The sequence below is a fragment of the Paenibacillus sp. NAIST15-1 genome (genome assembly GCF_001894745.1).
GTDB lineage: Bacteria > Bacillota > Bacilli > Paenibacillales > Paenibacillaceae > Paenibacillus_B > Paenibacillus_B suaedae.
On the sequence record NZ_BBYF01000004.1, the window covers coordinates 140,102 to 166,835 of the forward strand.

24 protein-coding genes are annotated in these 26,734 nt (G+C 48.8%); 1 reads left to right on the forward strand and 23 read right to left on the reverse strand.

What is annotated here, in order from left to right; genetic code table 11:
- Nucleotides 1-356: 356 nt before the first annotated feature.
- From murA to PBN151_RS11630, 15 genes are all read right to left on the reverse strand, one after another.
- Complete coding sequence (gene murA / locus PBN151_RS11560) at nt 357-1,685, reverse strand: UDP-N-acetylglucosamine 1-carboxyvinyltransferase (protein WP_021257158.1); 1,329 nt, start codon at nt 1,683-1,685, stop codon at nt 357-359.
- Nucleotides 1,686-1,981: 296 nt separating this feature from the next.
- Nucleotides 1,982-2,242 (reverse strand): DUF1146 family protein, encoded by a 261-nt coding sequence (locus tag PBN151_RS11565; RefSeq protein WP_021257159.1) that lies wholly within the window; start codon nt 2,240-2,242, stop codon nt 1,982-1,984.
- A 12-nt stretch (nt 2,243-2,254) separates the two neighbouring features.
- Nucleotides 2,255-5,140: a S8 family serine peptidase gene (locus PBN151_RS11570; protein ID WP_072729066.1), complete on the reverse strand. Its 2,886-nt coding sequence runs from the start codon at nt 5,138-5,140 to the stop codon at nt 2,255-2,257.
- 372 nt (nt 5,141-5,512) lie between these two features.
- The gene (locus PBN151_RS11575) at nt 5,513-7,066 is read right to left on the reverse strand and encodes an NADH-quinone oxidoreductase subunit N (protein ID WP_072729067.1); all 1,554 of its coding nucleotides are present in this window, start codon (nt 7,064-7,066) and stop codon (nt 5,513-5,515) included.
- Between the two features lie 4 nt (nt 7,067-7,070).
- Entirely contained in the window at nt 7,071-8,681 is a 1,611-nt protein-coding gene (locus tag PBN151_RS11580) for a complex I subunit 4 family protein (RefSeq protein WP_072729068.1), read from the reverse strand.
- Nucleotides 8,682-10,580: an NADH-quinone oxidoreductase subunit L gene (nuoL, locus tag PBN151_RS11585; protein ID WP_072729069.1), complete on the reverse strand. Its 1,899-nt coding sequence runs from the start codon at nt 10,578-10,580 to the stop codon at nt 8,682-8,684. It lies immediately after the preceding gene.
- Nucleotides 10,581-10,600: 20 nt separating this feature from the next.
- Nucleotides 10,601-10,912 (reverse strand): NADH-quinone oxidoreductase subunit NuoK, encoded by a 312-nt coding sequence (nuoK, locus tag PBN151_RS11590; RefSeq protein ID WP_021257164.1) that lies wholly within the window; start codon nt 10,910-10,912, stop codon nt 10,601-10,603.
- Complete coding sequence (locus PBN151_RS11595) at nt 10,909-11,436, reverse strand: NADH-quinone oxidoreductase subunit J (RefSeq protein WP_021258896.1); 528 nt, start codon at nt 11,434-11,436, stop codon at nt 10,909-10,911. The genes nuoK and PBN151_RS11595 overlap by 4 nt, the downstream gene beginning before the upstream one ends.
- Nucleotides 11,429-11,881, reverse strand: coding sequence for an NADH-quinone oxidoreductase subunit NuoI (nuoI, locus tag PBN151_RS11600; protein WP_021257166.1), 453 nt, complete (start codon nt 11,879-11,881; stop codon nt 11,429-11,431). Before nuoI ends, PBN151_RS11595 begins: the two co-directional genes overlap by 8 nt.
- A gap of 16 nt (nt 11,882-11,897) precedes the next feature.
- Nucleotides 11,898-12,908, reverse strand: coding sequence for an NADH-quinone oxidoreductase subunit NuoH (nuoH, locus tag PBN151_RS11605; RefSeq protein ID WP_021257167.1), 1,011 nt, complete (start codon nt 12,906-12,908; stop codon nt 11,898-11,900).
- Nucleotides 12,908-14,008, reverse strand: a complete 1,101-nt coding sequence (locus PBN151_RS11610; protein WP_072729070.1) for an NADH-quinone oxidoreductase subunit D — start codon at nt 14,006-14,008, stop codon at nt 12,908-12,910. The genes nuoH and PBN151_RS11610 overlap by 1 nt, the downstream gene beginning before the upstream one ends.
- 4 nt (nt 14,009-14,012) lie before the next feature.
- The gene (locus PBN151_RS11615) at nt 14,013-15,152 is read right to left on the reverse strand and encodes an NADH-quinone oxidoreductase subunit C (protein WP_083545109.1); all 1,140 of its coding nucleotides are present in this window, start codon (nt 15,150-15,152) and stop codon (nt 14,013-14,015) included.
- Nucleotides 15,149-15,667 carry a NuoB/complex I 20 kDa subunit family protein gene (locus PBN151_RS11620; RefSeq protein WP_021257170.1) on the reverse strand — a complete coding sequence of 173 codons (519 nt, stop codon included), beginning with the start codon at nt 15,665-15,667 and terminating at the stop codon, nt 15,149-15,151. The genes PBN151_RS11615 and PBN151_RS11620 overlap by 4 nt, the downstream gene beginning before the upstream one ends.
- Complete coding sequence (locus PBN151_RS11625) at nt 15,652-16,023, reverse strand: NADH-quinone oxidoreductase subunit A (protein WP_005544817.1); 372 nt, start codon at nt 16,021-16,023, stop codon at nt 15,652-15,654. Before PBN151_RS11625 ends, PBN151_RS11620 begins: the two co-directional genes overlap by 16 nt.
- Before the next feature lie 493 nt (nt 16,024-16,516).
- Complete coding sequence (locus PBN151_RS11630) at nt 16,517-18,598, reverse strand: serine hydrolase domain-containing protein (protein ID WP_072729071.1); 2,082 nt, start codon at nt 18,596-18,598, stop codon at nt 16,517-16,519.
- 670 nt (nt 18,599-19,268) lie between these two features.
- Between PBN151_RS11630 and PBN151_RS11635 the strand changes: the two genes are divergently transcribed.
- Nucleotides 19,269-19,922, forward strand: a complete 654-nt coding sequence (locus PBN151_RS11635) for an SDR family NAD(P)-dependent oxidoreductase (RefSeq protein ID WP_072729072.1) — start codon at nt 19,269-19,271, stop codon at nt 19,920-19,922.
- A 100-nt stretch (nt 19,923-20,022) separates the two neighbouring features.
- Here the strand turns inward: PBN151_RS11635 and PBN151_RS11640 are convergent, their stop codons facing one another.
- The 8 genes from PBN151_RS11640 to atpB form a co-directional block, all read right to left on the reverse strand.
- A complete protein-coding gene (locus tag PBN151_RS11640; protein WP_005544821.1) occupies nt 20,023-20,439 on the reverse strand; it encodes a F0F1 ATP synthase subunit epsilon in 417 nt (138 codons plus the stop codon).
- Nucleotides 20,440-20,505: 66 nt separating this feature from the next.
- Nucleotides 20,506-21,912, reverse strand: coding sequence for a F0F1 ATP synthase subunit beta (gene atpD / locus PBN151_RS11645; protein ID WP_072729073.1), 1,407 nt, complete (start codon nt 21,910-21,912; stop codon nt 20,506-20,508).
- A 35-nt stretch (nt 21,913-21,947) separates the two neighbouring features.
- Nucleotides 21,948-22,808 carry an ATP synthase F1 subunit gamma gene (atpG, locus tag PBN151_RS11650; RefSeq protein WP_028533393.1) on the reverse strand — a complete coding sequence of 287 codons (861 nt, stop codon included), beginning with the start codon at nt 22,806-22,808 and terminating at the stop codon, nt 21,948-21,950.
- A 103-nt stretch (nt 22,809-22,911) separates the two neighbouring features.
- Complete coding sequence (atpA, locus tag PBN151_RS11655) at nt 22,912-24,426, reverse strand: F0F1 ATP synthase subunit alpha (protein ID WP_021257175.1); 1,515 nt, start codon at nt 24,424-24,426, stop codon at nt 22,912-22,914.
- 78 nt (nt 24,427-24,504) lie between these two features.
- A complete protein-coding gene (locus PBN151_RS11660) occupies nt 24,505-25,053 on the reverse strand; it encodes a F0F1 ATP synthase subunit delta (protein WP_072729074.1) in 549 nt (182 codons plus the stop codon).
- Nucleotides 25,050-25,535, reverse strand: a complete 486-nt coding sequence (atpF, locus tag PBN151_RS11665) for a F0F1 ATP synthase subunit B (protein WP_005544831.1) — start codon at nt 25,533-25,535, stop codon at nt 25,050-25,052. Before atpF ends, PBN151_RS11660 begins: the two co-directional genes overlap by 4 nt.
- Nucleotides 25,536-25,625: 90 nt before the next feature.
- Entirely contained in the window at nt 25,626-25,838 is a 213-nt protein-coding gene (gene atpE, locus PBN151_RS11670) for a F0F1 ATP synthase subunit C (RefSeq protein ID WP_021257177.1), read from the reverse strand.
- A gap of 98 nt (nt 25,839-25,936) precedes the next feature.
- Entirely contained in the window at nt 25,937-26,722 is a 786-nt protein-coding gene (gene atpB, locus PBN151_RS11675; RefSeq protein WP_021257178.1) for a F0F1 ATP synthase subunit A, read from the reverse strand.
- Nucleotides 26,723-26,734 lie beyond the last annotated feature (12 nt).

A 26,734-nucleotide genomic window follows, 5' to 3' on the forward strand; every position in this document is an offset into this window, starting at 1 on the left:
AGAACAGAATCAATCCTCCTCTTTCTCTACCCTATGCTTTTTTAAGAGAAGACAGAACCACATACCCTCGTATCCCTTCCTGATTACTTGTAGAAGGTTTCTAGGTTCGATACGGATAACTACCAGCAACTCGTCATCTACACATGCGAATACATTCGAAAAATCGTTTGCGTACCAGGACATCTTCATGCAAAACAGCACATACTCAAAACATCTGCACCCAAAATCATATACACGCAAAAAAGCCGCCTCTTCACGAGGCGGCTTTATGTCTAGCCGGTACACCTTTTCTATCGATGCAATTGTCTATATGATCCGGGTGGAAGCTTCTTCTCCAGCTTTAGCTCACGATAGGCTTACGCCCAAGTTGGCTGTGCTCGAAAAGTCCCTTCTTCCTTCTCTTCTTTCACGCCTTGTGGCTCTTCATTCATCTTCACGCGGTAGATATCTGCTCCGAGCGATGACAGCTTCTCTGCTAAGTGCACATAACCACGATCAATATGATGAACGCCTCCGACTTCTGTTGTGCCTTCCGCAATCAACCCTGCACAGATCAATGCAGCTCCAGCACGCAAGTCAGTTGCCGTTACCTTAGCACCTCTTAGCTTAGCCGGGCCTGTTACGACAGAAGTACGGCCTTCAACCTTGATGTTTGCATTCATCAGGTTGAATTCATCCACATGCATGAAGCGGTTTTCGAATACCGTTTCGGTCACTACAGATGTGCCTTCTGCTGCAAGCAGCAATGCCATCATTTGCGACTGCATGTCTGTCGGGAATCCAGGGTATGGAAGCGTCTTTACGTCGACAGCCTTCAACGGCTGTTCCGCACGGACGCGGATACCATTCTCATCCGGATCAATCGTAATGCCCATCTCTTCCATCTTCGCAATAACAGGACCAAGATGATCTGCAATCGCACCTTCCACATACACATCTCCGCCTGTCATCGCTGCAGCAACCATATAAGTTCCTGCTTCGACGCGGTCAGGGATAACCGTATGCTCAGCACCATGCAGATGATCCACACCTTCAATGCGGATAACGCCTGTTCCTGCACCGCGAACGACTGCGCCCATCTTGTTCAGATAGTTCGCCAAGTCGACGATTTCCGGCTCACGAGCTGCATTTTCAATAATTGTTGTACCTTCGGCCAATGTAGCGGCCATCATAATATTTTCCGTCGCACCGACACTCGCATAGTCCAAGTAAATCTTGGTACCCTTCAGTCGGCCGTTCACTTTCGCTTCAATATATCCTTGTCCAAGACCGATAACCGCACCCATAGCTTCAAAGCCTTTCAAATGCTGATCAATCGGACGACTCCCAATAGCGCATCCACCAGGCAGAGAAATACGCGCCTGTCCTGCGCGAGCCAACAATGGGCCCATGACGAGGAATGATGCTCGCATCTTACGTACCAACTCATATGGGGCTTCAAAAGAATGAAGGTTCTCCGCATTCACACGAATGGTTTCGTCGGCATATGTAAGGCTTGCACCTAATTTTTCTAGTACATTGTGTATCGTTTTCACATCGTCAAGTGGAGGTGCATCGCAAATTACGCTAACGCCTTTTTCTCCCAGTAACGAAGCAGCGATGATCGGAAGTACAGAGTTCTTCGCGCCACTAACACGCACAGTACCCGTCAATCGGTTGCCTCCGCGGACGATAAATTTACTCATCATGTTTCCCTCCGCGCTTTATTTCGCCCCATTATCCGTATATCTGTAAAAAATGGTACGTTCTTTTGATTTCCAAATTACATCATACCACTGCTTTACAGCTATGGACAAGCGATATTTTTCGACAGACCCTTCCACATTTTCCTTGGGGCTATCATCCAGTGTTGACATCTTCATTCGATGTTATTCGACAAGTGCTTGAACCCTTGCCGGACGGGGTTTAATCAAGAGGAAATCACGGTATTAACCCCGTCGGTGTACCGCCGTCCAATTCCTCTTAACCATTATTGATGGTTTCAAAACAAAAAACGCAGTGATTGTGTCCAGCTCCAATAATCGACAAAAAACTGTGCCACTGCCCGGCCAACCAAAATGGCTAAAATCAAATGAACCATTTTGCCTTGTGGGCTCTGCGGATGCCGAATGAACAAATCGATCTTTACATTTTGCAGTGCCCACCACGCGAGTGCAATGCACATCAGTGTAATGATCATTTGAATCGCACCACTCCAGCCTACAGACGAGGTGACCTGTGTCCATGTTTCATTTCCGCCCACTTAGACTCCTCCTTACGATTTCCTATCCAAGGCAACGAGGAGCATCGCTGCGAACTCAGCCCGAGTCGCATCGCGATCCGGCTCGAACGTATTGCCTTCATAACCATGCACGTACCCTTGTCGCTTCATCTCAGCCAGCATAGGGGCTGCCCAATGGACAGCAGGAACATCCGCAAACGGCCCCGTGCTTATCGCTCCAGCCTTCAGATGAAGTGCATTGCCGATCATTACCGCCATCTGCGAACGCTTCACCTTCTGGTTGGGCGCGAAGCGCTGGCCACCAACACCCCCCGCAATACCGGCATTGGCAACTCGTGATACCGCAGAATACGCCCAATGCTTCGAAGTGACATCCTTGAATGAAGTTGTCTGCTTTCCCTTCGCATTCAACTTAAACGCATTGGCGAGAATGGACGCAGCCTCTGCACGAGTGATCGGCCGATCCGGGCCAAATTCCGCTTCAGGATAACCGTTAATCCAGCCTGACTTGACTGCTCGGACGATTGAATCCTTAGCCCAATGCTCCCCTATGTCTCGGAACCCAGCCACAAGTGGATCTGCCTGCACAGATAAGGAATAGAACTGTGTATCGAACTTATCGCTTGTCGTGAGTCGAACGTAGTACGTGCCCGGCTCCAGCTCAGTGCCCAATTCTACAGCGGATTCACCCAACCGGTTGCGTGCTGAGGCAAGCAACTTCTGCTCTCTCGACAGAACGGACATCGTCACCACACGATTCGAAGGCACATTGCCTATCCGAAAGTGCCCATACGCCTGCTCCTTCACTTTCCATTGGAACCAATCCACATCATTATCCTCATGAAAGACACCTTTATATTCCGTTCCTTCACTCATTGTGATCGCTTCGTATACTTTATCATTCGGCTCATTCGGATCCGTGAACTGAGTCAGGTATTCAATATGCAGCTTATACTCTCCCGCCACTGCTTCAGGACGAGCTGTTACTGCATTCTGCACCAATATATAATACTTGCCCGCGGGCAAGTCAGGCAGAACTACCGATTCAGCTTGGCCTTCCTTCTGTTCATCCACCCATCGCGTTTCCATCTGTGAACCGCGAATCTCTATCGCTGGGTCAATACGCACGGTGTCTGTGTCTAGTTTCAACCGAAGTGTCGCCTTGGTCGGCAGTTGAATCGTATACCAATCCAAGTCGGAAGCATGACTGAATGTCCCTACAATATCCTGCGTCCGTGCAGGCAGGGCATATGCTTGAAACTGCTTGTCATTTGGTTCGAACGGATCCTCATAAATGAGAAAGCGTGACGACAGTTTATAAGATATGGCTGCGCCAGCTTCTTCCGCATAGAATCGAAACACATTCTTCCCTTTTTTAACTGGAACGGTGAGCGGCTTGCTAATAGGGTGACTATACGCGGTACCCGAACGACTATCTGCTAAGAAATGTATGATTCCGATTTTGCTAGTTCCTTGAATTCGCTGCACGTTCAACTCTAGTGTTCCATCGTAGGGTGCATCTACGACGAACCAGTTATTCTTCTTCTTCCCGTTCAATTCTGCTGCTAAGGAAGTGTCAATCGGGAACATCCTTGCCTTATCACGAGTTGTATTCGTCCCAAATGGATCCTTCTCTACCGGATTCAAGAGCGCTTGATCGGCACGCAGCATCCCGTATCCGCTAAGCTGATCCCAGCCTTGGGCTTCGATATCTTTCGCCGTCTTCCGTAAATGCTGACGAATTTGATATGGCTTCAGTTCAGGATATTGGCTCCACAGCAATGCCGCCACTCCAGCTACTTGGGGAGCCGCCATCGAGGTGCCTTCCTCAGCAGCATAGCCACCACCTAATGCTGTGGTAAATACATGCCACGGTGCAACGAGATCCACTTCTGGCCCCGTATTCGAACGCGGCTCTACCCGCTGCTGTCTTGTGTTTCCACCGATGGCGAGCACCGTAGGATAAGCAGCTGGATATTTGACCGCGATTTTCTCTCCGTAGCGTTTGCCATCATTTCCAGTAGCTGCAATGAGTAGAACGCCCTTCTGCTCGGCGTAATTCACAATCTCTTCCATGTACTTTGAATATCGGTACAGTCCAACCGACATGACAACGATTTTGGCACCGTGATCGACAGCGTATAGAATGCCCGCACCTAATTTATCCTCATCGCCATAGCCTCTAGCATCAAGTGCCTTAATAGGCATGATCTTGGCTGACCATAGAATTCCGGTTGTCCCTTTATTATTATTACCTACTGCTGCGATGACGCCGGCAACGCTAGTACCATGACCGTTATCATCTTGTGGGATACCTGTATCTAGCAGGTTAACCCCCTTCACGATATTCGGCTTCAAATCGGGATGGTTAAAGTCAACCCCCGTATCAACCAGCGCAATTGTAGTAGACAAATTGCTCCTTGTCTTCGTCCATGCCGCTTCAATTCCGATTTGCTGCAAATAGTGCTGCTGCCCGTATAAAGTATCATTCGGCTTTATCACCGATTGCAGCGTGCGAACCGTATGATTCGGCTGGATGTATTCGATATCGTCCGAGCGCTTGGCATCGCGAAGCCAATCTTCCGACTTCTCTTCCTCCTTAGGTCGAACAACCATAATTCCTACTGATTCCTGTTCTGATTCTACTATACTTCGACGCAATAATACGTCATCCTGTGCCCCTTGTTTCCACTTAATAATCCATGAGGTTGAGGTTGCTTCCTCCTCATGGTTCTCATTCCTGACAAGACTCGCAGATGGCGATAGCTGCACATTCGTCCAGCTTCGCTGCGTCGCCTCCTCCAACCTTACCTCGTATATCGGCGAGATCGCTTGGCGCATGCCTGACGATTCTATTAGCAGCATGCTTGATAGTACAATGATGGTGCCAGTCACGACGACGCGAGGCAATCGTTTCATAATGAATCCCTTCCTATTCTTGTTCCGAAGGCCTGTGCTAGAGGGTGTTAAAACATGATTTCACGAGAAGATGACCAAATTCGTCACCGAATCCAATTCTTCCGACCTCTACCTTGCTCTTTATTCACGTCAATGAATGGTAAAGACAAGCAACCGACGTTTCTCCCATCCATTCAATCACAATATACCTTTACACGTTAAACGTTATAAAGTTTCGCCATGGAGACATGCTTTCCTGTTCGTATTGATCAATTTGAGTCCTGAGTCCTACATTTACAAAAAAGAATCGAGGTCTCTCGTGAGAGACCTCGATTCTCCGCTAGCACATACTAGCCTATACGTCATTGTATGCTCCAACTACCTGTGTTCCGATTACATGCGGATCAGCAAATCTACTCCAATTGAGAACACATGTTGAATGACCTTCACGACGAAGCCAGGGAACACACCGAGCAGCAGTACAATCAATACGCATAAGGCGATGACTGCTCGTTGAGTAATCGATATACGAACTTCATCCTCATTGCCAGCACGCATATACATCTGGCGTATGAAGCCGAAGTAGAAGTAGAAGGAGATTACGCCTGTTACCATCATGAGCACAGAGAGCCATACCGCATGGCTGGCAGCTGCTCCAAAAATGATGTACAGCTTACCCATGAATCCGGCTGTAACTGGGATTCCTGCAAGTGACAGCACAAGTACGGTCATCGCTACAGCTAGCCACGGGGAACGATAATACAGGCCGGCATATCCCTTCATTTCATCATGCCCTGCAGCACGCTCCATAACCGTATGGACGGCAAACGCACCGATCGTCGTAAATAAATAGGCCAACAAGTAGAATAGGAACTCCGAGAAGTTCGATGAATGCCACGATCCATCCAACATATCGAGCCCAATCGGCACAAGCAGGTAACCTGCATTCGCAATACCAGACAAGGCTAGGAGCCGCTTGACATTCGACTGCTTGAGCGCCATTGTTGTCCCGATCACCATAGACACCGCTGCTAGCACGAGAAGAATCGTTGCGAAGTCGTGATAGATGAGCATATCCCTATTGGCACCCAGACCAAAATACAGACTATAGAATACGCGGAACAAAATTGCCAAGCTCGCACCTTTGGATACAACTGCCAAGAAGGCAGCGACAGGTGTTGGCGCACCCGCATATACATCAGGTGACCAGGCATGGAATGGTGCTGCTGCAACCTTAAAACCGAAGCCCACCAGCATGAGTAAAAAGCTGACATAGATGAGCGGTTCGAAGGAATGAACTTGATCCGCCAAGCCTCTTGCAATCGCACCAAGCTGCGTACTTCCTGTCATGCCGTATACAAAGGACATCCCGTATAAAATAAATGCAGACGCTACACTTCCCAGTACTGCGTATTTGAATGCACCTTCTGATGACTTCCGGTCATTCTTCTTCAACCCAACGAGAATGTAGGAAGTAATGCTCAACAATTCCAGACCAACATAAAGCGTAATTAGATCTCCTGATGAAGCCATGATCATCGCGCCAAGTGCAGCTGGAAGCAGCAAGTAATAATATTCGCCGCGATGCGGAATCTCCTTATCTCTTATATTGCCGATACTCATTAGTAGTATGAGTGCCGTACCGGTAAGAAATACAATTTTGAGCAGCAGGGCAAAATCATCAACGCGATAGCTTTGATTGAGCAGCTGCATTGATCGAGCCGCTTCCTCGTTAAGTAATGTTCGTTGATACAACTTCCATACGACGAAGCCAAGCGAAATTAGAACGCCCAGCAGGGACAGCCCCCCGATAATATCCCGGTTCACACGACGGGGCAGCGCCAAATCAATGAGCGAGATCACAATCGCTGCAATAACAAGCGTCAGCTCGGGTGCCAGCAGTGCGAGATCGCCCAATTGCAGCAGTTTAACTGTAGTCGCTTCCATGGGCCTACCCCCTCACCTTGAATAATTCAATGACATGCTCGACGCCATTATCAATCGGAGCCGTAACGAATGATGGGAACAATCCGATTAAAATAATGCATGCCGTCAGCACCATGATCGGCACAGCTTCGACAAGTCTGGCATCCTTCAAGCTTGCATAGCGATCGTCTCTTGGCCCATAAGAGATTGCCAGTACCCCACGAAGCACATAGACACTGCTTAATATAATCCCAAGTGCAGCAAGTATGGATGCCCATTTCATCGTTCCGAACAGACCAAGCAGGGACAGAAGCTCTGCTACGAATCCCGACAAGCCTGGCAAGCCTAACGATGCCAAGCCTGACAGCAATAAGATGCCGCACAAGAATGGCATGCCCTTCGCTAATCCACCCAGTTCGCCAATTTTTGTTGTTCCTGTACGCTCCAATAATGCGCCTACCAGCAGGAAGAACAACGCAGAGATAAATCCATGCGAGACCATCTGCACAACAGCACCTTGAAGCCCAATATCATTCATCGCTGCGATACCAAGCAGAACGAAGCCCATATGACTAATACTAGAATAAGCTAAGATAAGTCTAAATTCTGTCTGCACAAAGGCGAGTATGGCCCCATACAGCACATTAATAACACCCAGTACTGCTAGTAGTACAGCCCAAGATGCGGTCTCCTTCGGAAGCAATGCTGTTCCGAACTGAATAAGACCGTAAGCACCCATCTTCAGCAATATTCCTGAGTGCAGCATCACCACAGGTGCCGGAGCTTCAGCATGCACGCGCAGCATCCATGTGTGGAATGGGAAGATCGGGAGCTTCACACCAAAGGCTACAATGAGCAAGAAAAAGATAAACGTCCGCATGCTGTCAGACAAATATACGCCGCTCTGCTCTTGATATATAAAAGAAGTCGCATCATTAATGTTCTTCATAATGACATCAAGATTGCCCGTATATACGTAATGGCCATTCGCCGCCATGTCCGGGTTAGGTGCAAAGCCTGCTGTCACCGTAAGTACAATGAAGGCAACTAAGAGAAGCGCAGAACCGAGCCCATTGTACAGCAGAAATTGATTCGCAGCCTTCTCGCGATGCATATAGCCCCAGATACCAATAAGGAAGTAAGTCGGTACCAGCGTCCATTCGAAGAACATGAAAAATAAGAACAAATCACGTGCCATAAAGACACCCAGCATTCCAACTTCAAGCAGCAGGAAAAGAATAAAATACGACTTCCAGCGTTTCTTCACATACAAGGAAGCAAACGCCGCCATCGAAGCTACGATCGTGGTCATTACCACGAGCGGCAACGATAGGGAATCTATCGACAAATGATATTGAATCGTAAATGCCCATGAGCTTAGCCCTTCAATCAATTCTGAATTGAGCGGAATCGATATCCATGACCATTGCTCTGCTATGGTTTTGCCTTGCTCGAGTGCATCGTAATTGCCATAAATGATAAGCGCCAGTAGAAGAGGCACGAATGTCGTTACAATGCCTGTCACCTGAATCGCACGTGTACGCCCCTGCGGAATGCACAGAAGCACAATGACTCCAAGAAGCGGAGAGAAGGTCAGCAGCGTTAGCAGCGGCATCGAAGAAAGTATATTCAGCATCTACCAGAACCTCCTTCCAAGTGCCAGCACGAGCAGAATTAATCCGACAAAGCCAAACAGGGATACCAGGCCATAGGTTTGCAGTTGACCGTTCTGCACACGCAGCGATGTTCGGCCAACACTGACTGTAAACCATGCTACCAAGCGTACCAGACCATCTATTACCCATTTATCGATTGCCTTCAGCAGTTGCCCAATACCCGATAGGCTACGAACAAATACGATTTGATATAGTTCATCAATATAATATTTGTTGGCAAGCAGACGATAGACAGGTGCCGCCGTATGTTCGAGCGTATCTTGACGCTTGCGACCAGGTCCGTACATGACATATCCAAGTCCAATACCCAATACACCGATAAGCGCCGATACAATCATCACCATGATATTTGCGTGCTCACCTACTTCTTCGCCTGTGAGCCAGGTGCCGAAGCTGCCCCCGAACGGAGTGTTGACGAATCCTGCAACCACAGCCAGTACACTAAGCACGATCAATGGCACTGTCATAGACAATGGCGATTCATGTGCCTTGGAAGCCTCGCTGTCTGCTGATGGATCCCCCGTAAATACGAGGAAGAACAAACGCGCCATATAAAAAGCGGTAAAGAATGCAGCAACTGCACCAATAATAAATAAGAGCCAATTATTCTGATCCCAAGCCGCTGTCAAGATCGCATCCTTAGACCAGAAGCCGGACAGAGGCGGAATACCAGACAGTGCCAGTGCGCCAATACCGAATGTCCAAGCTGTAACCTTCATATTGCGGCCAACGCCGCCCATCTTGAATATATCTTGTGTATGTACAGCATGAATGACGCTTCCCGCTCCGAGGAACAGAAGCGCCTTAAAGAAGGCGTGCGTAAACAGGTGGAACACCCCTGCGGTCACAGCCCCAAGACCAAGCGCCATCATCATGTAGCCGAGCTGACTAACCGTTGAGTATGCAAGGATGCGCTTCAAATCGCGCTGTGCGATTGCAATCGTCGCTGCAAAGATCGCAGTAAATCCTCCAACACTCGCGACAATCGTCATTGCCGTAGGCGACATGTGGAAAATATCAAACGTACGTGCAACGAGATATACCCCTGCCGCAACCATCGTAGCCGCATGGATGAGTGCTGAGATCGGTGTCGGCCCTTCCATGGCATCTGGGAGCCAGGTATGCAGCGGGAATTGACCCGACTTGCCAACCGCTCCTACGAATATGAGAGATGCAATCCATGTCGTCAGTCCGGCAGATATACCGCTCTGTGCCAGTGTATCTGCATTGCTGAACACATTGCTGATCGATCCGAAGTCAAGCGCATGACCCGGCATGTACCAGAACAGAAGCAGCAGTGCTATAAATAAACCAACGTCTCCGATCCGTGTGACGATGAAGGCCTTCTTAGCCGCAGCACGTGCTGCAGGACGCTCATACCAGAATCCAACGAGGAGGAATGAGCATACCCCTACAAGCTCCCAAAAGATATAGAGCTGGAGTAAGTTTGGAGACAGCACAAGTCCAAGCATCGAGCTGGTAAAGAGCGCAATATAGGCGTAGAACACCGTTTGCCGCTCATCACCATGCATGTAGCCTTTGGAATATACATTTACTAGTAAGCTGACCAGCGTGACAATGACGAGCATTAGCGCGTTCAAGTTCGTCACATCGAATCCGAACTCCAGGCGGATGTCACCGAAGCGAATCCAATCAAAGCTCCGGGTATAGTCCTCCATCGTTCCGGACACCCGCTCCCACAAGAGGAGCGCAGACAGAATGAACGCAGCAAGAGAGCTGATGACACCGAGCAGAACGGCTGCGCCTTTCATCTGGCGGCCAAATGCCGTCAGTATGAGGAACGCGAGCAGCGGAATGACCGGGATAGCCCATGCGAATTGCGAAAAGACGGATTCCATTGTCGTATCCTCCCTACCGATTATCTCTTCAAGTCGTCAAATTCGTCCACGTTGGCCGTTCCGCGATTCCGGTACAACGCGATAAGGATGGCGACACCAATTGCCGCTTCTGCAGCTGCAATCGCAATTGTAAAAAGAGAGAAAATTTGCCCCTTCAGGCTCGGTACGACCCCGTATTTCGAAAAGGCAATCAAGTTCAAGTTCGCCGCATTGAGCATCAACTCAATGGACAGCAGCACAATAACTGCATTGCGCTTTGTTAATACACCATATAAACCAATACAGAACAATATAGCAGCAAGTGTTAAAAAGGAAGCAAGCATCGTACTCATCCTTCATCCGCCTCCTTCTTAGCCAGCACAATTGCTCCGATAAAGGCCACCGTCAACAGAACAGACAGCAGCTCAAACGGAATGACATGCTCTGTGAACAGTTGCTTCCCGATATTCAGCGTATTATCCTGAACCAATGCAGCGTCTTGATGTACAGGAAACTCAGAGCTGCGAATAGAGAAGAATAGCACTCCAAACAGGGCAATACAGCCTATCGCGGCCAACGCTTCCTTCCACGGCTTGACGAATGCCTCATCCTGCTTATCGTGCTTGGTCATCATAATTCCGAAAATCATGAGTATCGATATCGCGCCTGTATAAACAAGTACCTGCACAAAAGCAACAAATTCAGCATCCAACAGCACGTACATCCCTGCCAACCCTAGGAAGGAGAAGGCAACAGAGACGACCATATGTACAACCTTCGTAAAGTTAAGCATCAATACCGCGCCGGAAATAATGCAGATGGCCAACACGAAGAAGACAATCGTCTCCCCCGTCCAATCCAAAGAGAAGTTAAACATTTTTCTTCGCGCCCCCCTTCGGCATGGCGGAGTTGTTCTCTTGACGAACATTGACATTATTGTCGTTCAGCCAGTTCAAATTTTTGAACAAGTCATCGCGACTGTATGTCGCCAGTTCAAAATTGTTGGTCATGACAATCGCTTCGGTCGGACATACTTCCGTACAAAGATCGCACAAAATGCAAATCTCAAAGTTAATATCGTACGTGTCGATCACTTTGCCCTTCTTCTCTGGATCTGGATTCGGTTTGCCTGTCAACGTAATGCATTCCGTTGGACAGATGCGGGCACATTGATTGCATACGATGCACTTATCCGGATCGAAATGCTGTATGCCGCGAAAACGGTCAGGCATTTCAAGCGGAACATCTGGGTATTTGTAGGTGACCTTCTTCGACGTCATCGCCTTGAATGTAACGCCTAGACCCTTCAACAGTCCTTTCACGGATCTCACCCCTAGCCTATTTGTTGAAAATTTCGATGTAAAACGCCGTCAAGAAGACGTTAAGCAGGGCAAGCGGCAGCAGCACCTTCCACCCAAAGCCCATCAATTGGTCTACGCGTATACGTGGCATCGTTGCACGCAGCCAGAATAGGAAGAAGACGCAGAATGAAAATTTCAGGATGAACCACAGCAGCCCCGGAATGAAATCGAGGAACGGGAGCGGTGGATGCCAACCACCTAGGAACAAGACCGTCGTCAGTGCCGAGAGTGCGAATACATACACGTATTCCGCCAACATGAAGAAGGCGAATCGGAAGCCACTATATTCAACATGATAACCCGCAACAAGCTCTGATTCTGCTTCTGGCAAATCAAATGGGGTACGATTCAACTCGGATACCCCCGCGATAATAAAGACAATGAATCCGATGATTTGCGGGATAAAGTTCCATTCCCAAAAATAGTTCCCTTGCCCTTCTACAATGGTACGCAAGCTGAGCGATCCGTTCAACATGATTATACCCGCGACTGAGATAACGAGCGGAATTTCATAGCTAATCATTTGCGCCGCTGAGCGCATTCCGCCAAGTAGCGAGTATTTGTTGTTGGACGCCCACCCTCCTAAAATAATACCAATGGTAGAGATGCTGGACAATGCGGCATAATATAACAATCCTACATTTAGATCAGCAAAGCCTAGATTAGCGGCATAAGGAATCGTCGCAATGACCGCAAATGCCGGTACATACGTGATGACTGGAGCCAAGATGAATAGTGCTTTATCAGCCTTGCGAGGTATTGTGTCTTCCTTGAGTAGTAGTTTCAATATATCAGCAACCGTCTGCAGCAGTCCCAGCGGACCTACCCGTGTAGGACCATGACGCAGCTGCATCCAGCCGATGACCTTGCGTTCGAAGTAAATCGCATAGGTTACGAAGCCAAGGACGACGAAAAGAAGAACAACTCCCCATGCAATAAAAATTAGACCATTCTGCCACGTGAGCGTCTGATTCAACAAGTCCCCCACTATGCATCCACCTCCCCGACGACGATATCAATCCCGCCCAGTATGGTAATCATATTCGTCATCGTTTCGCCTACGAGCAGCTTCGGCAGTATTTGCAAATTAACGAAGGACGGCCGACGGAACTTCAACCGGAACGGCTCCGCCTTGCCCTTGGATACGATATAGCAGCCAATCTCTCCGCGTGGAGATTCAATACGAGCGTATACTTCACCAGCAGGCGGACGTATGACGCGCGGCACTTTGCCCATTGTCTCTCCCTCGTTCGGGAATTGCTCCACAGCCTGCTCCAAAATGCGTAAACTTTGCCGTATCTCTTCAACACGAATTAAATACCGTTCATAGCAGTCCCCACGGGTTCCAAGTGGAACATCGAATTCGAATCGATCGTACAGGCTGTAAGGCTCCTGCTTCCTCAAATCCCAATTCACTCCCGTGCAGCGTAGATTGGCACCGCTAAGTCCATATGCGATTGCCGTTTCCGCATCATAAGTACCGATTCCTTTAATGCGGGTCAGGAAAATTTCGTTGCCGCTTACGAGCTTGTTGTATTCATCCAGCCTTTTGCGCATGTATGGAACAAACTCGCGGACTTTGTCGATCCAGCCTGGAGGCGCGTCCCACTTGACGCCGCCGACCCGCATGTAGTTGTATGTCAGCCGTGCCCCGCATAGTTCGTTGAACAAATCGATAATGATCTCCCGGTCGCGGAACGCAAATAAGAACGGGCTCATCGCCCCAATATCAAGCAAATACGTCCCCCACCATACCAAATGGCTTGCTACGCGTTGCAATTCCATAACGATAAGTCGGAGAAACTCTGCTCTCTCCGGAACTTCCAGCTGCATCAGCTTCTCAACGGCATGCACGAGTACATAGTTGTTCGTCATGGCGGACACATAATCCATACGATCGGTATAAGGAATAATTTGCGTATAGTTCAAGTTTTCCGCAAGCTTCTCCGTTCCGCGGTGCAAATATCCCATTACCGGGGTCGCTTCCTTGATCACCTCGCCATCAATCTTGACGACGATGCGGAATACACCGTGAGTACTCGGGTGCTGCGGTCCAACATTAAGCAATAGTTCTTCTGTACGAATCACAGGGTTACACCTCCGAATCTAACGGCACGTAGTCTTTGCGAAGCGGATGTCCAACCCAGTCATCCGGCATCATGATGCGACGCAAGTCGGGATGTCCCGGAAACGAAATGCCCAACAAGTCGTAAACTTCGCGCTCATTCCAGTTCGCAGTAGGCCATATAGGCGTTACCGATGCGATGGAAGGCACCTCGCGATCTGTCTTTACACGAACAGCAACCTCTGCTTTCGTGCTTAAATTGATAAGATGATAGATTACTTCTAAATGAGTTTCCTGGTCAATGCCGGATAAATTACGCAAATAGTCACACGACCAATCTTTATGTTCACGAAGCAGCTGAGCTGCTACCTGCCAATGTTCATTTTTCACCGTTACCGTTGGCAAATGATCATTGACTTCATTGATAGCCGCCTCTTCAACCGCATCCTCTGCGACTTCGGCCTTAAGCAAGGCTATGAGCTGATCAAGAACTGGCTGTTTGGGTGAGGGCTCTTTCGGCTTTGGCGGTTCTTCGTCTGCCTTAGCCCGAGGCGCTCGTGCGGGCCGTTCTGGCTTCTCCGCAGCATCCCCTGCACCGTCTTCCTTCGCACGCGCTCTTGGTGGACGAGCTACTGCATCGGCTGTAGTCGATGTTTCACTACCGCCTTCTGCTGCCTTCGCCCGCGCCGCGCGCGCCTCAGCAGCCGCTTGAATTCGCGCAGCCTTCTCCTCTTCCGTCAAAGGGGCACGCTTCGGCTTCTCCGTTTCCGCTGTAACGGAAACCTCCTTCGTCGCATCCGCATGCTCCTGGGATTCAGCAGATGCAGGAGCCACTGGATCATCTTGTAGTGCTGCCGCTTCCTTCTGCTCTTCTACTGTCCCTTCGACCGTCTCTAGCTTCTGCGCTGGCACTTCAGGGACGGTCTCCACATCTGATGCCGCCTGAACTGGCACTTGCGGTTCATCCGCTTTCACTTCGGACTGTTCTCCTGCTGCGGTCTTGTGTCCTTCACTTGCAGTTGCTTCATCTAAATCCGGTTTCGAACCTAGATTCGATTCTGATTTTGATTCTGGAATCGAATTAGATTCCGTATTTGATTCTTGCTTCGATCGTTGCTCAGAGGATTGTTCTTCAGCTGTCTTGTCCTTCTCTTGTTCCTCGCTCATCGATTCGTCACCCGCTTTCCGGTTTTCGCCTCATAGCGGATTTTCTCTTGCAGCTTGTTGATGCCATAGATAAGGGCCGCAGGATTCGGCGGGCAGCCTGGAATATAAACATCAACAGGCACTATCTGATCCACGCCTTTGACGACTGAATACGACTTCACGTACGGCCCTCCAGCCGTCGCGCATGATCCCATTGCGATGACCCATTTCGGCTCAGGCATTTGATCATACAGACGCTTCAATAGCGGCCCCATCTTCTTCGTGACTGTACCAGATACGATCATAACATCCGATTGTCTTGGAGACGTTCGAAAGATAACGCCGAAGCGATCCAAGTCGTAGTGCGACGCTCCCGTACCCATCATCTCGATTGCGCAGCAGGCAAGACCGAACGTAAGCGGCCATAATGAATTACTACGAGCCCATGCCTTCAACTGTTCAAGCGTGCCAAAGAACACATTGCGTTCCAACTCCTGCCGTTCTTCCGGCGTAATTGATTCTAAAGTGAGTCCCATTGAAGCACCTTCTTTTTCCAGGCGTAAATTAATCCAACCAACAGCAATCCGACGAAAATCAACATTTCGACAAGTGCAAACAATCCAAGCTGATTGTATGCAACCGCCCATGGATACAAGAAAACGGTTTCGACATCAAAAATGACAAACATGAGCGCAAACAAATAGTACCGTACGTTGAATCGGACTTGTCCGACACCAACAGGTTCGTTACCGCTTTCATAAGTTGTTTGCTTCATATCTGTCGGCTTCTTTGGTCTAAGCCATCTCCCTACCGTCAGTGCGACAACCGGCAATAAAATACCGAGTGCAATAAAAATGGCCACAATGACGTAATTGTTGATGTACTGTTCCAAAAGTCATCCCCTCCGCCGCAGCAACTGCCATTTTGCAAAAAAATAGAGAATTTTGTAATAAACCCGCCACAATTATAACAAAACCTACCAACTCCGTCTATGCAATTAATACCACCTTTTGGACAGTTTTATGAAAAGTTGTTCGGTTTTGGTTATATACATATTCACATAAGCAGAACGATAGAAGATCAGCTGGTGAATGTTTTATGAACATCTGGGAGCTCGAGCAGCTCTGGAGTCTCAGGAGAGTAACCAATCTGCAGATATGCTTCTTTCCTCTCACTGAATGCGACCACTGGCAGAGCTATGGAATATATTTTGTAAAAACCAAAAATGCACTCCTTATAGACATTCATTAGATATGACACAGAGCTGTCTACCCAATGACTACTATGAAGAGTGCACTTCAGATTAGCAGATCCAAGAAGCGGCTCAGCTTACTTCAACTATCGCATGCATGCTGCTGTCGCCGTTCCATTATCTATCGTTTGGTTTATTTCAATGTAATGCCAAATTCCGAGCCCGGTGTACCAGCAAAGACGATTGTGCCATTCTTAGGCAGCGTCACTTCGTTTTTGCCGCTGACAACTGTAAAGTTAACTGGTAGGCCTTGCTCGTTATAGACCACGAATCCACCCTTCGCCGGTAGCGCAACAGTCATCGTCTTGCCTGCAGCTGCATCCGGAACTGTATACCATCTGGCGTGCCCGTTCGCTTGCAGCGTGGCAGTTGAACTTTTTCCTGCATAGAGGGGATTAACGTTCGCACCGCTGATATACAATTTGCCGGCTTCCTCCATGTATTCGACTCCGTCTTGAGAGAAGAATCTGGATTCCGCCAGATCCCGACCGCCCAGCATGCCCGGAATATTAAGCTCGCTTTCGGCCGTGTTTGAACCTGTAATTTTTTTGTCCCCTAGATAACCTGGCAGTTCATCAGTAAGGGCTATTTGTATCGTAGGTTTCATCAAGAAATACAGAATGGAGGTATATTTCTCGTTTACTTGATAGAACGTAATGCCTTTTCGCTTCTCCCAAGTCTCAGCAGTCTCCTTAGAGAGCTTGTTCTCTTCCAATTTTTCTGCTGCATAGTGCGACAGTACAAACTGTCCCAGACCTGGCATTGTCATATATTCTCTCACCCAGATGTATGTGCGGCCATTCTTCTCGGTTACAAAACTGACCTTGGAAGTTCCATTCTCATTGATGAAGCTTCCATCCGATGTGTACACATACTTTTCTTTCGAATGGTCAATGAGAGTCATTAACGGCAAAGTCAGTTCACCGTCCTTCTTGATCTCAACCTTCACTTGCTGATTTCTAGTACCATAATAACCAGCCTGATTCGCCACCTCAGCAGGCATTCCCGCCTTTACCGGCTTGCCGAAGGATTTCTCCGGTTTTATCGTTTTAATTGCCCCCTTCTCCTTCAGCGCTTGCAGCAGCAAGTCGTTCGCCAGCATCTCATTTGTCATGCTTGAACCGCCAGAAGTCAACACTGCTGCCGCCATCTTCTGTTCTGGAAGCACTACGAGGGAAGCATGATACAGCATCGTATCGCCGCCTTTGGCTAATCCCTTCATGCCATATTCATTGAATGGAAACAGCTTCACGCTGTCCCAGCCGAGTCCGTAGTTGAAACTATTGTCTGTATCTTCTGGCCATAAACCTTTCCTGTATTCCTCATTTGCCATCGCCTGCACCGCTTTATCAGAGAGGATACCCTTCGTCTCACCTGTAAAGAGTTGCGAGAATCGCACCAAATCTTCCGCCGTGGAGTATATCCCCCCTGTACCAATCATATTCACAGTTTCATTAGGAAGCTGACCTGGGTAGAAAGGGAAATAGAGCCCCGCCAACTTGTCTTGTTCCAGTACGTCCTGCGATGTCTTCGTATGGCTCAACTTCAATGGTTCCGTAAAATTGTTGTGTATAAATGCTGTAAAGCTCATGCCGCTAACTCTCTCTACCAGAATCTCAGCCAATGTGAAGCCATCGTTACAGTAAACAGAAAACGCGCCTGGGTTCGCTTTTAAGCTTTGTGTTGATAATTGTTTCAACAGCGTATCATGCGAGTAAGTGTCATTATCCTCGAACAGGAAGGCGTTTCCCATGCTGGTGCCTTGCAGGCCGGAGGAATGGTTTAGCAGCATGCGCGGAGTAATCTGCTTGTACCGTTCATCCTTCATTGTGAAGTCAGGAATATAGTCGATCAAGGGCGCATCGAGGTCAATCTTTCCCTCGTCTGCCAGCTTCATGACGGCTGCGGCCGTGAACACTTTGCTCGTTGAGCCGATGCCATACATCGTATCCTTGGTCAACGGCTTCTTCCCTTCTCTATCGTTGATGCCAGCCTGGCCGGACACCGTAATCTTGCCGTTGTCAATCAGTGCATATTGTACACTGACTGTCCCCATTTCAGTGAGAAGAGCAGCTTTCTCCGCCGCGATCTGTTCTAGTCTCTGAGTGACTGCTGCGACATTACTATTGCCTGTTGGGGACGCCATTACTGCTGACGGAACAATCATCGACAGCGCAAGGGTTAGTGCAAGTATCCTAGGGAATCTTTTTCTCATTACAAATTCCTCCTTATTGCGAATCTGTAGTTAGTACGATTTTCCTTTTTGATTCGTTCATTACAAAAGTAAAAACAGAGAAACAATAAAGCCCCTTTCTGATCCTCAGATCAAAAAAGGGGCCAATGAATGCCCGTATTCCACGGGCCAGCTTCGACGTATTCCAGTACAAGTTACAGTCAACTTATATCCAACTTATATTCAACTCATATAGCTCATTTTCAATTCAGCTCAGCCCTAACCTAGATTCACTCTATTGAGCAGTGACCATCCATTTAGCTGGGCGTGGAAATGAGGGCAAAAAAAAGAGAGCTGCGATCCGGCCACAGCTCACGGAGGATGAGGAAACTACCTACAATTAACCAACCTACTGAAAATCAAAAGAACCAAGAAGAAGGATATTTCACTTGATGTGACGGTTCAAGAAGCAGCCTTCCCGAACGTACACTTGATGAGGTTAATTGATAACCTTCATTTGAGAATGATTATCAATATTAACTGTCTTTATTATAATCAGACCCCGTACATGCGTCAAGCAATAAAATGATATTTTCCAAAATTTATTTTCCGATGAATGACGGGTTATGTGAAAAATGGTTTTGAACTCTGCTACATATTCGGTTTACAATATCCATACATCGGATCATACAACAAGGGGTTGAACGATAATATGACACAACCGATGATTTGGATCGTCGGCGCCGGCTGCGGCATCGGACTTGGCATTGCCAAGTCATTTGGACAACGTGGTTACCTTCCTGTTCTCATTACGCGAGAAGCAGATACGCTAGAGCAAATGAAAGACATCCTGCATGATATGAATATTGAAGCGACAGGGGCTGTCGCACTTACTAGCGACGAAACTGCTATTCGTCAAACACTGTCAGCACTTGAAACAGAGTACGGCACGCCTGAGGCCGTCGTATACAACGCCTCCGCCCATGCACCTGGACTTCCCTCTGAAGTACAGCCTTCTGATATGATCGAAGACTTCAAGGTAAACGTAGTAGGAGCGTTGACGACTGCCCAATGTATTCTTCCGGGCATGAAAACACGCGGTACAGGTTCATACCTGCTGACGGGTGGTGGACAAGCACTGCAGCCGACAGCATCACTGGCATCTCTCGGTGTCGGGAAATCTGGTCTGCGCAGCCTTGCCCTCAGCCTACATGATGAGTTCAAGCAATACGGTCTCTATGCTGGCACATTGACCGTCTGCGGCTTCGTCCAGCCCAATACCTCCTTTGACCCACAATTGGTCGGAGAAGCCTTCTACAGCATGCATACGAAGCGCTCTGAGGCTGAGGTTATGTTGAAGCCATAATCAAGTTCATATGAATGATGAAAAAATAATCCTTATGAAAAAAGAGCTGTTCCAAAACCTGAGGGGTTCTGGAACAGCTCTTCTTCGATTTATATCATGATTACCATTCTTTTTGCGAGACTTTAATCCGCGTCACGGCACGTTGGAGCGACAATTCCGCACGACGGAAGTCCAGGGAATCCTGCTTGCTCCGTGCAGCCATCGCCAGACGTTGCTCCGCCCGGGCTTTCGCTGCCTTGGCACGTTCCACATCGATGTCTTCCGGCATTTCCGCGCTTTCTGCAAGCACAACGACTTTGTCCTTACGTACTTCAACAAATCCGCCATGAACCGCAATCCAATGCTCCTTGCCGCCTTCTTTGATCTTCATTGGACCAATGCGAAGCGGCGTAACCATCGGAATATGGTTCGCCAAAATACCGAGATCTCCTTCGACGCCCTTGACGCTAATCATGTCCACCTGCTGTTCGAACACTTTGTGCTCCGGTGTAACGATTTCCAACAAAAAGGTGCTCAACTGCGGTTTCCTCCTTCCGTTCTGTCCATGCCTTAGCAATAGACAGCCCGTTTCACGTCAAGCCGCTTACAGCGTCTTTGCTTTTTCCACAGCTTCTTCGATTGTACCAACGTACAAGAAGGCTGCTTCTGGAAGGTCATCATGCTTGCCGTCCAGGATTTCCTTGAAGCTGCGTACTGTTTCTTTAACAGGTACGTATTTACCAGCAAGACCCGTAAATTGTTCCGCAACGTGGAACGGTTGAGACAAGAAGCGTTGAATTTTGCGCGCGCGCGCAACCGTCAACTTATCTTCTTCGGACAACTCGTCCATACCAAGGATTGCGATAATATCTTGAAGCTCTTTATAGCGCTGCAAGAGGCGCTTAACACCTTGTGCGACATGATAGTGCTCTTCACCTACAATGTCTGGTGCCAAGATCCGGGATGAGGATGCAAGCGGATCAACCGCAGGGAAGATACCCATCTCGGAAATTTTACGCTCCAAGTTCGTCGTTGCATCCAAGTGAGCAAACGTCGTAGCTGGAGCCGGGTCTGTGTAGTCATCCGCAGGAACGTAGATCGCCTGGATGGATGTAACAGAACCTTTTTTCGTTGAAGTAATACGTTCTTGCAACTGACCCATTTCCGTAGCCAATGTAGGTTGGTAACCTACCGCGGAAGGCATGCGGCCGAGCAAGGCGGATACTTCGGAACCCGCTTGTGTAAAGCGGAAGATGTTATCGATGAACAAGAGAACGTCCTTGCCTTCTTCATCACGGAAATGTTCAGCCATTGTCAGACCCGTCAAGGCAACGCGCAAACGTGCTCCTGGCGGCTCATTCATCTGACCGAATACCATCGCCGTTTTGCTGATAACGCCGGAATCCTTCATTTCATGGTACAAGTCGTTACCTTCGCGCGTACGCTCGCCGACACCTGCAAATACGGAAATACCGCCGTGCTCCTGTGCGATGTTGTTGATCAGCTCCTGGATCGTTACCGTCTTACCTACGCCAGCACCGCCGAACAGACCGATCTTACCGCCCTTCACATAAGGAGCCAACAAGTCGATTACTTTGATCCCTGTTTCGAGAATTTCCGCTTGCGTGGAAAGCTCGTCAAACTTAGGAGCTTCTTTATGAATCGGGCTAACTGTTTCTTTCACAACCTCGCCCGCATTATCAATTGCTTCTCCAAGCACGTTGAATACACGACCCAACGTCACTTCGCCTACCGGTACTGTAATTGGAGCGCCAAGATCTGACGCTTCCATGCCGCGAATCAAGCCGTCTGTAGAAGACATCGCAACGCAGCGAACTACGTTGTCACCCAAGTGAACCGATGCTTCCAACGTCAAGTTGATGTCAGGCGCGCCGGCAGTTGTCGACTTCTGCTCAATCTTGATCGCGTTCAAAATTTCAGGCAGTTGTCCACGTTCGAACTCAATGTCGACAACCGGACCCATTACGCTAATCACGCGTCCTTTACTCATCTCGTTCCCTCCTACTGTCAAACATGCATTTCCGATTAAGCCTGAGCGTTTGCCCCTGCTACAATTTCCGAAATTTCCTGCGTAATCGCCGCTTGGCGTGCACGGTTGTACACGAGCGTCAGCGAGTTGATCATCTTCGTTGCGTTCTTCGTCGCACTGCCCATCGCGGTCATCTGCGCGCCGAACTCACTTGCCTTCGCATCGAGGAGCGCACTGTAAATGAGTGTCTCCGCATACTTCGGCAGCAACTGCCCGAGCACTTCTTCAGCAGAAGGCTCATATTCATACGATGTTACTGGACCGTTAAACGCTTCATCATCAAGCGGCAAGAGTTTTTTCTCTACCGGCACCTGTGTGATTGCGTTCACGAATTCGTTATAGAACAGAATCAGTTCATCATACTTGTGCTCTTCGAAATATTTCACGGCGTTGTATGCGATAGACTTAATATCTGCAAATGTAGGCGTGTCCGGCAACTCCGTAACAGCCTCCACGATATTAAATCCTCTTCTGCGGAAGTAATCACGACCCTTGCGTCCGATGACGAATAATACGATATCATCCTTCGTCAGCTTGTTTTCCTGCATCGTCACCATGACCTTACGAAGCACGTTGGCATTGTAGCCGCCCTTCAAGCCACCGTCGGATGTGATAACGAGATATCCCGTCTTCTTCACAGGACGCTTCTCTAGCATCGGGTGGGAAATCCCTTGCGTACCAGCCGCAATGCTGGAGACGACCTCCTTCAGCTTATCCGCATAAGGACGAGCTGCCTCAGCCTTCGATTGTGCGCGGCGCAGCTTCGCCGCACCAACCATCTCCATCGCCTTCGTGATCTGCTTCGTGCTCTGCACGCTCTTGATCTGGCGCTTAATCTCGAGAATTCCTTTAGCCACTTCCATCTCACCTGCCTTTAGCGCTTTGCGCAGGGCAAAGCGGACTTCTTCGAATGCGCACCGGGAGCCCTGAGGCTTCCCAGTTGCAGTCAACTTCTATCTATTACACGGACACGGCGAAGCTCTTTTTGAATTTCGTTACCGCTTCAACCAGTGCGTCTTCGTTTTCTTTTACCAAGTCTTTCGTATCGCTGATCGATTGGTAGATGCTATCTTGGTTACTTGCCAAGTAAGCATGGAATTCATTCTCGAAGCGTTGAATATCTGCAACTGGAATTTCATCCAGGTGCCCTCTCGTCGCTATATACAAGCTGACAACTTGCTTCTCTACTGGAAGCGGCTGGTTGACACCTTGCTTCAGAATTTCCATCAAGCGCTCACCACGGTTCAAGCGGGCAAGCGTTGACTTATCCAAATCGGATCCGAATTGGGAGAAGGCTTGCAATTCACGATATTGTGCCAAGTCGAGACGAAGTGTACCTGCTACCTTCTTCATCGCCTTGATCTGTGCGGAACCACCAACACGGGATACGGAAATACCTACGTTAATCGCTGGACGTTGACCGGAATAGAACAGGTCAGCTTCCAAGAAAATTTGTCCGTCGGTAATCGAGATTACGTTCGTCGGAATGTAAGCCGAAACGTCAGATGCTTGTGTTTCGATAAATGGCAATGCAGTCAAAGAACCGCCGCCATTCTCGTCGCTCAGCTTCGCAGCGCGCTCCAGCAAGCGGGAGTGCAAGTAGAATACGTCACCAGGATATGCCTCACGGCCTGGAGGACGGCGAAGGAGCAAGGACAATTCGCGGTAAGCCGCAGCTTGCTTCGACAAGTCATCATAGATTACGAGCACGTGCTCGCCTTTGTACATGAAGTACTCGCCCATGGAGACGCCTGCATATGGAGCCAAGAACAGAAGCGGTGCTGGCTCGGATGCCGATGCTGTAACCACGATCGTGTACTCCAATGCGCCATGACGACGAAGTGTTTCTACAACTTGTGCAACTGTAGATTGCTTTTGGCCGATTGCGACGTAAATACATTTCACGCCGTTGCCTTTTTGGTTAATGATCGTATCGATTGCGATCGTTGTCTTACCTGTTTGACGGTCACCGATGATCAGCTCACGCTGACCGCGGCCGATTGGAACCATGGAGTCAATCGCTTTAATACCCGTTTGCATCGGCTCATGTACCGATTTACGGTCGATAACGCCTGGTGCATTGGATTCGACTGGACGGAATTCCGTCGTAGCGATTGGGCCTTTGCCGTCTACTGGCTGGCCGAGCGGATTGACAACGCGTCCAAGCAGCGCTTCACCGACTGGAACTTCCATGATGCGGCCTGTACGCTTTACTTGGTCACCTTCGCGAATGTCTTTGTAAGGTCCAAGAATTACGATACCAACGTTATTCTCCTCCAAGTTGAGGGCCATACCCATAACGCCGTTAGAGAATTCGAGCAACTCGCCGGACATACATTGCTCTAGTCCGTGTACACGGGCAATACCGTCACCAACATTAATGACCGTACCGACTTCCGCCACTTCGATCTCCGATTTATATTGTTCGATTTGACTTTTAATCAGTGTACTGATTTCATCAGGTCTGATGCTCAACTCGCTTCACCCCATTCTTCCGTGCTAAATAGTAAATGAGTGTTCAAAAACGGACTTCTTGAACAGTCTCGATAAGAACTACTGCGCTTGCGATTTCAATGATCTATTTAGGCGTTCCAACTTGCCGGACAAGCTGCCGTCATACAGGTGATCCCGAATGCGGACTTGCAAGCCTCCGATTACGGCTGCGTCAACAACGTTATGAACGCGAATCGTCTTGCCTAGTTTCTGACCGAATTCAGCAGCGACAGCTTCCTTCTCCGATTCATCAAGCGGATAAGCGGATGTCACTGTTGCATCCAGGACGCCGAGCGCTTCGCCAGCAATGCGAACATAGCTGTCCGCGATCTCGCGTAGTGCGTCAATGCGCCCACGTTCGATAAGCAGCTGAACCATGTTCAACACGATATCAGATACGTGACCGTCCAGTACTTTGCTAAGTACTGCTGACTTCTCGGCATGACCAATATTCGGCGACGTCAGAATAAGGTACAATTCATGATTGGCTTTCACCAATTCCGCAGTATCTTTCAACTGCTGTTCCGTTTCTGAGACCAGTTGACGCTCCTGAGCAAGTTCGAACAACGCTTTGGCATAACGCTTGGCGATTACGATGTTCTGGCTCATTGTTTGCCTCCTACCTCTTTCAGGTATTGGCCGACCAATTGCTCTTGATCTTTCTCGTCAACTTGCTTCTCCAAGATCTTCGATGCGATTGCCACGGACATGTTGCCCACTTCTTCGCGAAGAGCGGCAACTGCCTTGTTCTTCTCGCTCTCGATATCGCGAGCTGCTTCTTCCTTCAGACGAACAGCCTCGCTCTTCGCGCCGCCGATAATCTCGTCTGCTTGACGAACGCTCGTTTGTTTCGCTTGCTCGATGATGTCATACGCATCTTTGCGCGCTGTAGCAAGAGCTTCCTTCTGTTCTTCTACGTATACTTGTGCCTGTGAACGGCTATTCGCCGCTTCATCCAATTGCTGCTGCACGAGCTCGCGGCGTTTCTCCATCACGTCGAACAATGGTCCGAACGCGTACTTTTGAAGTAAGAAATATAGGATTAAGAAAGCAAGGATCGCCCACACGAAATTTTCCCAAACAAAACTCACTACAGTCACTCCTTTCCGTTAACATGACGTGCTAACAAAACGAAGGCGCGGATGGCATCGGCCTTCCCCGCCAAACCGTTTGTCTATTCATTAAGAGAACATTGCCAAGAACGCGATAACTGTAGCGGCGAGCGGAATAACCTCGACGATACCAACACCGATAAACATTGTCGTTTGCAACATGTTACGAGCTTCTGGTTGACGAGCAATCGACTCAACTGTGCGGCTAACGATCATACCGTTACCAAGACCTGCGCCCAAAGCGCCCAAACCTACTGCAATTGCTGCTGCGATCAAATTCATTAGAAAAGTCCTCCTCAAAATTCATGTATTATTGAATTGCTTTGTTTATATGTCTCACCCGAAGTTGCCCATACGAGTATGGGTCTCGGCAGAGTTTGTTAATGTTCTTCATGTACAGATGCCTGCGCGATGTATACCATTGTCAACATCGTGAAGATGAAGGCTTGGAGCGCGCCGATAAATATACTGAAGCCTTGCCATGCCGCGAGGAATGGTAGACCGAATACCCCTGCTCCAATGAGCGTGGATATCAGTACCTCACCCGCGAAGATGTTCGCGTACAACCGGATACCAAGCGCAATTGGCTTCGCCAAGTTCTCCACGATGTTCAATGGAAGGAAGATTGGGAATGGCTCGATATAGTGCTTCAAGTAGTGCTTCCGATTGTTCTTGAGGCCTAGGTAGTTCACGAGAATGAAAACCAAGAACGCCAGACCGAATGTTACGGATACGTCAGCCGTTGGCGACTTATACCACAACAAGTGGACGTGTTCAGGTTTACCCTTAGCTGCAAGCTCATCGAATGCCGCCTGACTAGTTGCTACAATCTCGTGACCGAAGATAGACACCGGATGGTGCGCTTCGGTAATCACTGCGAACGGCAATCCTAGTACGTTAGATACGAAAATAAACAAGATAAGCGTCATCCCTAATGAGATGAATGCCTTCCCCTTCTTCAGCGGCATCGCACTACCGATAATGCCGTGCACGAATTCGACAACCCACTCCAAGAAGTTCTGCATCTTGGAAGGCTTTTCAACCGAAAGATTGCGAACAGCGAGCCGGGCAATAATAAAGGTAATGATTCCGCTAAGAAGTAGCGTGAAGATGATGGACAAATCCAGGTGCAGTCCCATAACCTCGATAATCGGTGCTGAGTGCATAAATGTGTTCAC

Excerpts from the sequence above, each read along its gene's own strand:
- murA (WP_021257158.1), bottom strand. The coding sequence starts at position 1,685 with ATGAGTAAATTTATCGTCCGCGGAGGCAACCGATTGACGGGTACTGTG.
- PBN151_RS11570 (WP_072729066.1), bottom strand. The coding sequence starts at position 5,140 with ATGAAACGATTGCCTCGCGTCGTCGTGACTGGCACCATCATTGTACTA.
- PBN151_RS11575 (WP_072729067.1), bottom strand. The coding sequence starts at position 7,066 with ATGGAAGCGACTACAGTTAAACTGCTGCAATTGGGCGATCTCGCACTG.
- PBN151_RS11580 (WP_072729068.1), bottom strand. The coding sequence starts at position 8,681 with ATGCTGAATATACTTTCTTCGATGCCGCTGCTAACGCTGCTGACCTTC.
- nuoL (WP_072729069.1), bottom strand. The coding sequence starts at position 10,580 with ATGGAATCCGTCTTTTCGCAATTCGCATGGGCTATCCCGGTCATTCCG.
- nuoK (WP_021257164.1), bottom strand. The coding sequence starts at position 10,912 with ATGAGTACGATGCTTGCTTCCTTTTTAACACTTGCTGCTATATTGTTC.
- PBN151_RS11595 (WP_021258896.1), bottom strand. The coding sequence starts at position 11,436 with ATGTTTAACTTCTCTTTGGATTGGACGGGGGAGACGATTGTCTTCTTC.
- PBN151_RS11615 (WP_083545109.1), bottom strand. The coding sequence starts at position 15,152 with ATGAGCGAGGAACAAGAGAAGGACAAGACAGCTGAAGAACAATCCTCT.
- PBN151_RS11620 (WP_021257170.1), bottom strand. The coding sequence starts at position 15,667 with ATGGGACTCACTTTAGAATCAATTACGCCGGAAGAACGGCAGGAGTTG.
- PBN151_RS11630 (WP_072729071.1), bottom strand. The coding sequence starts at position 18,598 with ATGAGAAAAAGATTCCCTAGGATACTTGCACTAACCCTTGCGCTGTCG.
- PBN151_RS11635 (WP_072729072.1), top strand. The coding sequence starts at position 19,269 with ATGACACAACCGATGATTTGGATCGTCGGCGCCGGCTGCGGCATCGGA.
- atpD (WP_072729073.1), bottom strand. The coding sequence starts at position 21,912 with ATGAGTAAAGGACGCGTGATTAGCGTAATGGGTCCGGTTGTCGACATT.
- PBN151_RS11660 (WP_072729074.1), bottom strand. The coding sequence starts at position 25,053 with ATGAGCCAGAACATCGTAATCGCCAAGCGTTATGCCAAAGCGTTGTTC.
- atpE (WP_021257177.1), bottom strand. The coding sequence starts at position 25,838 with ATGAATTTGATCGCAGCAGCAATTGCAGTAGGTTTGGGCGCTTTGGGC.
- atpB (WP_021257178.1), bottom strand. The coding sequence starts at position 26,722 with ATGCACTCAGCACCGATTATCGAGGTTATGGGACTGCACCTGGATTTG.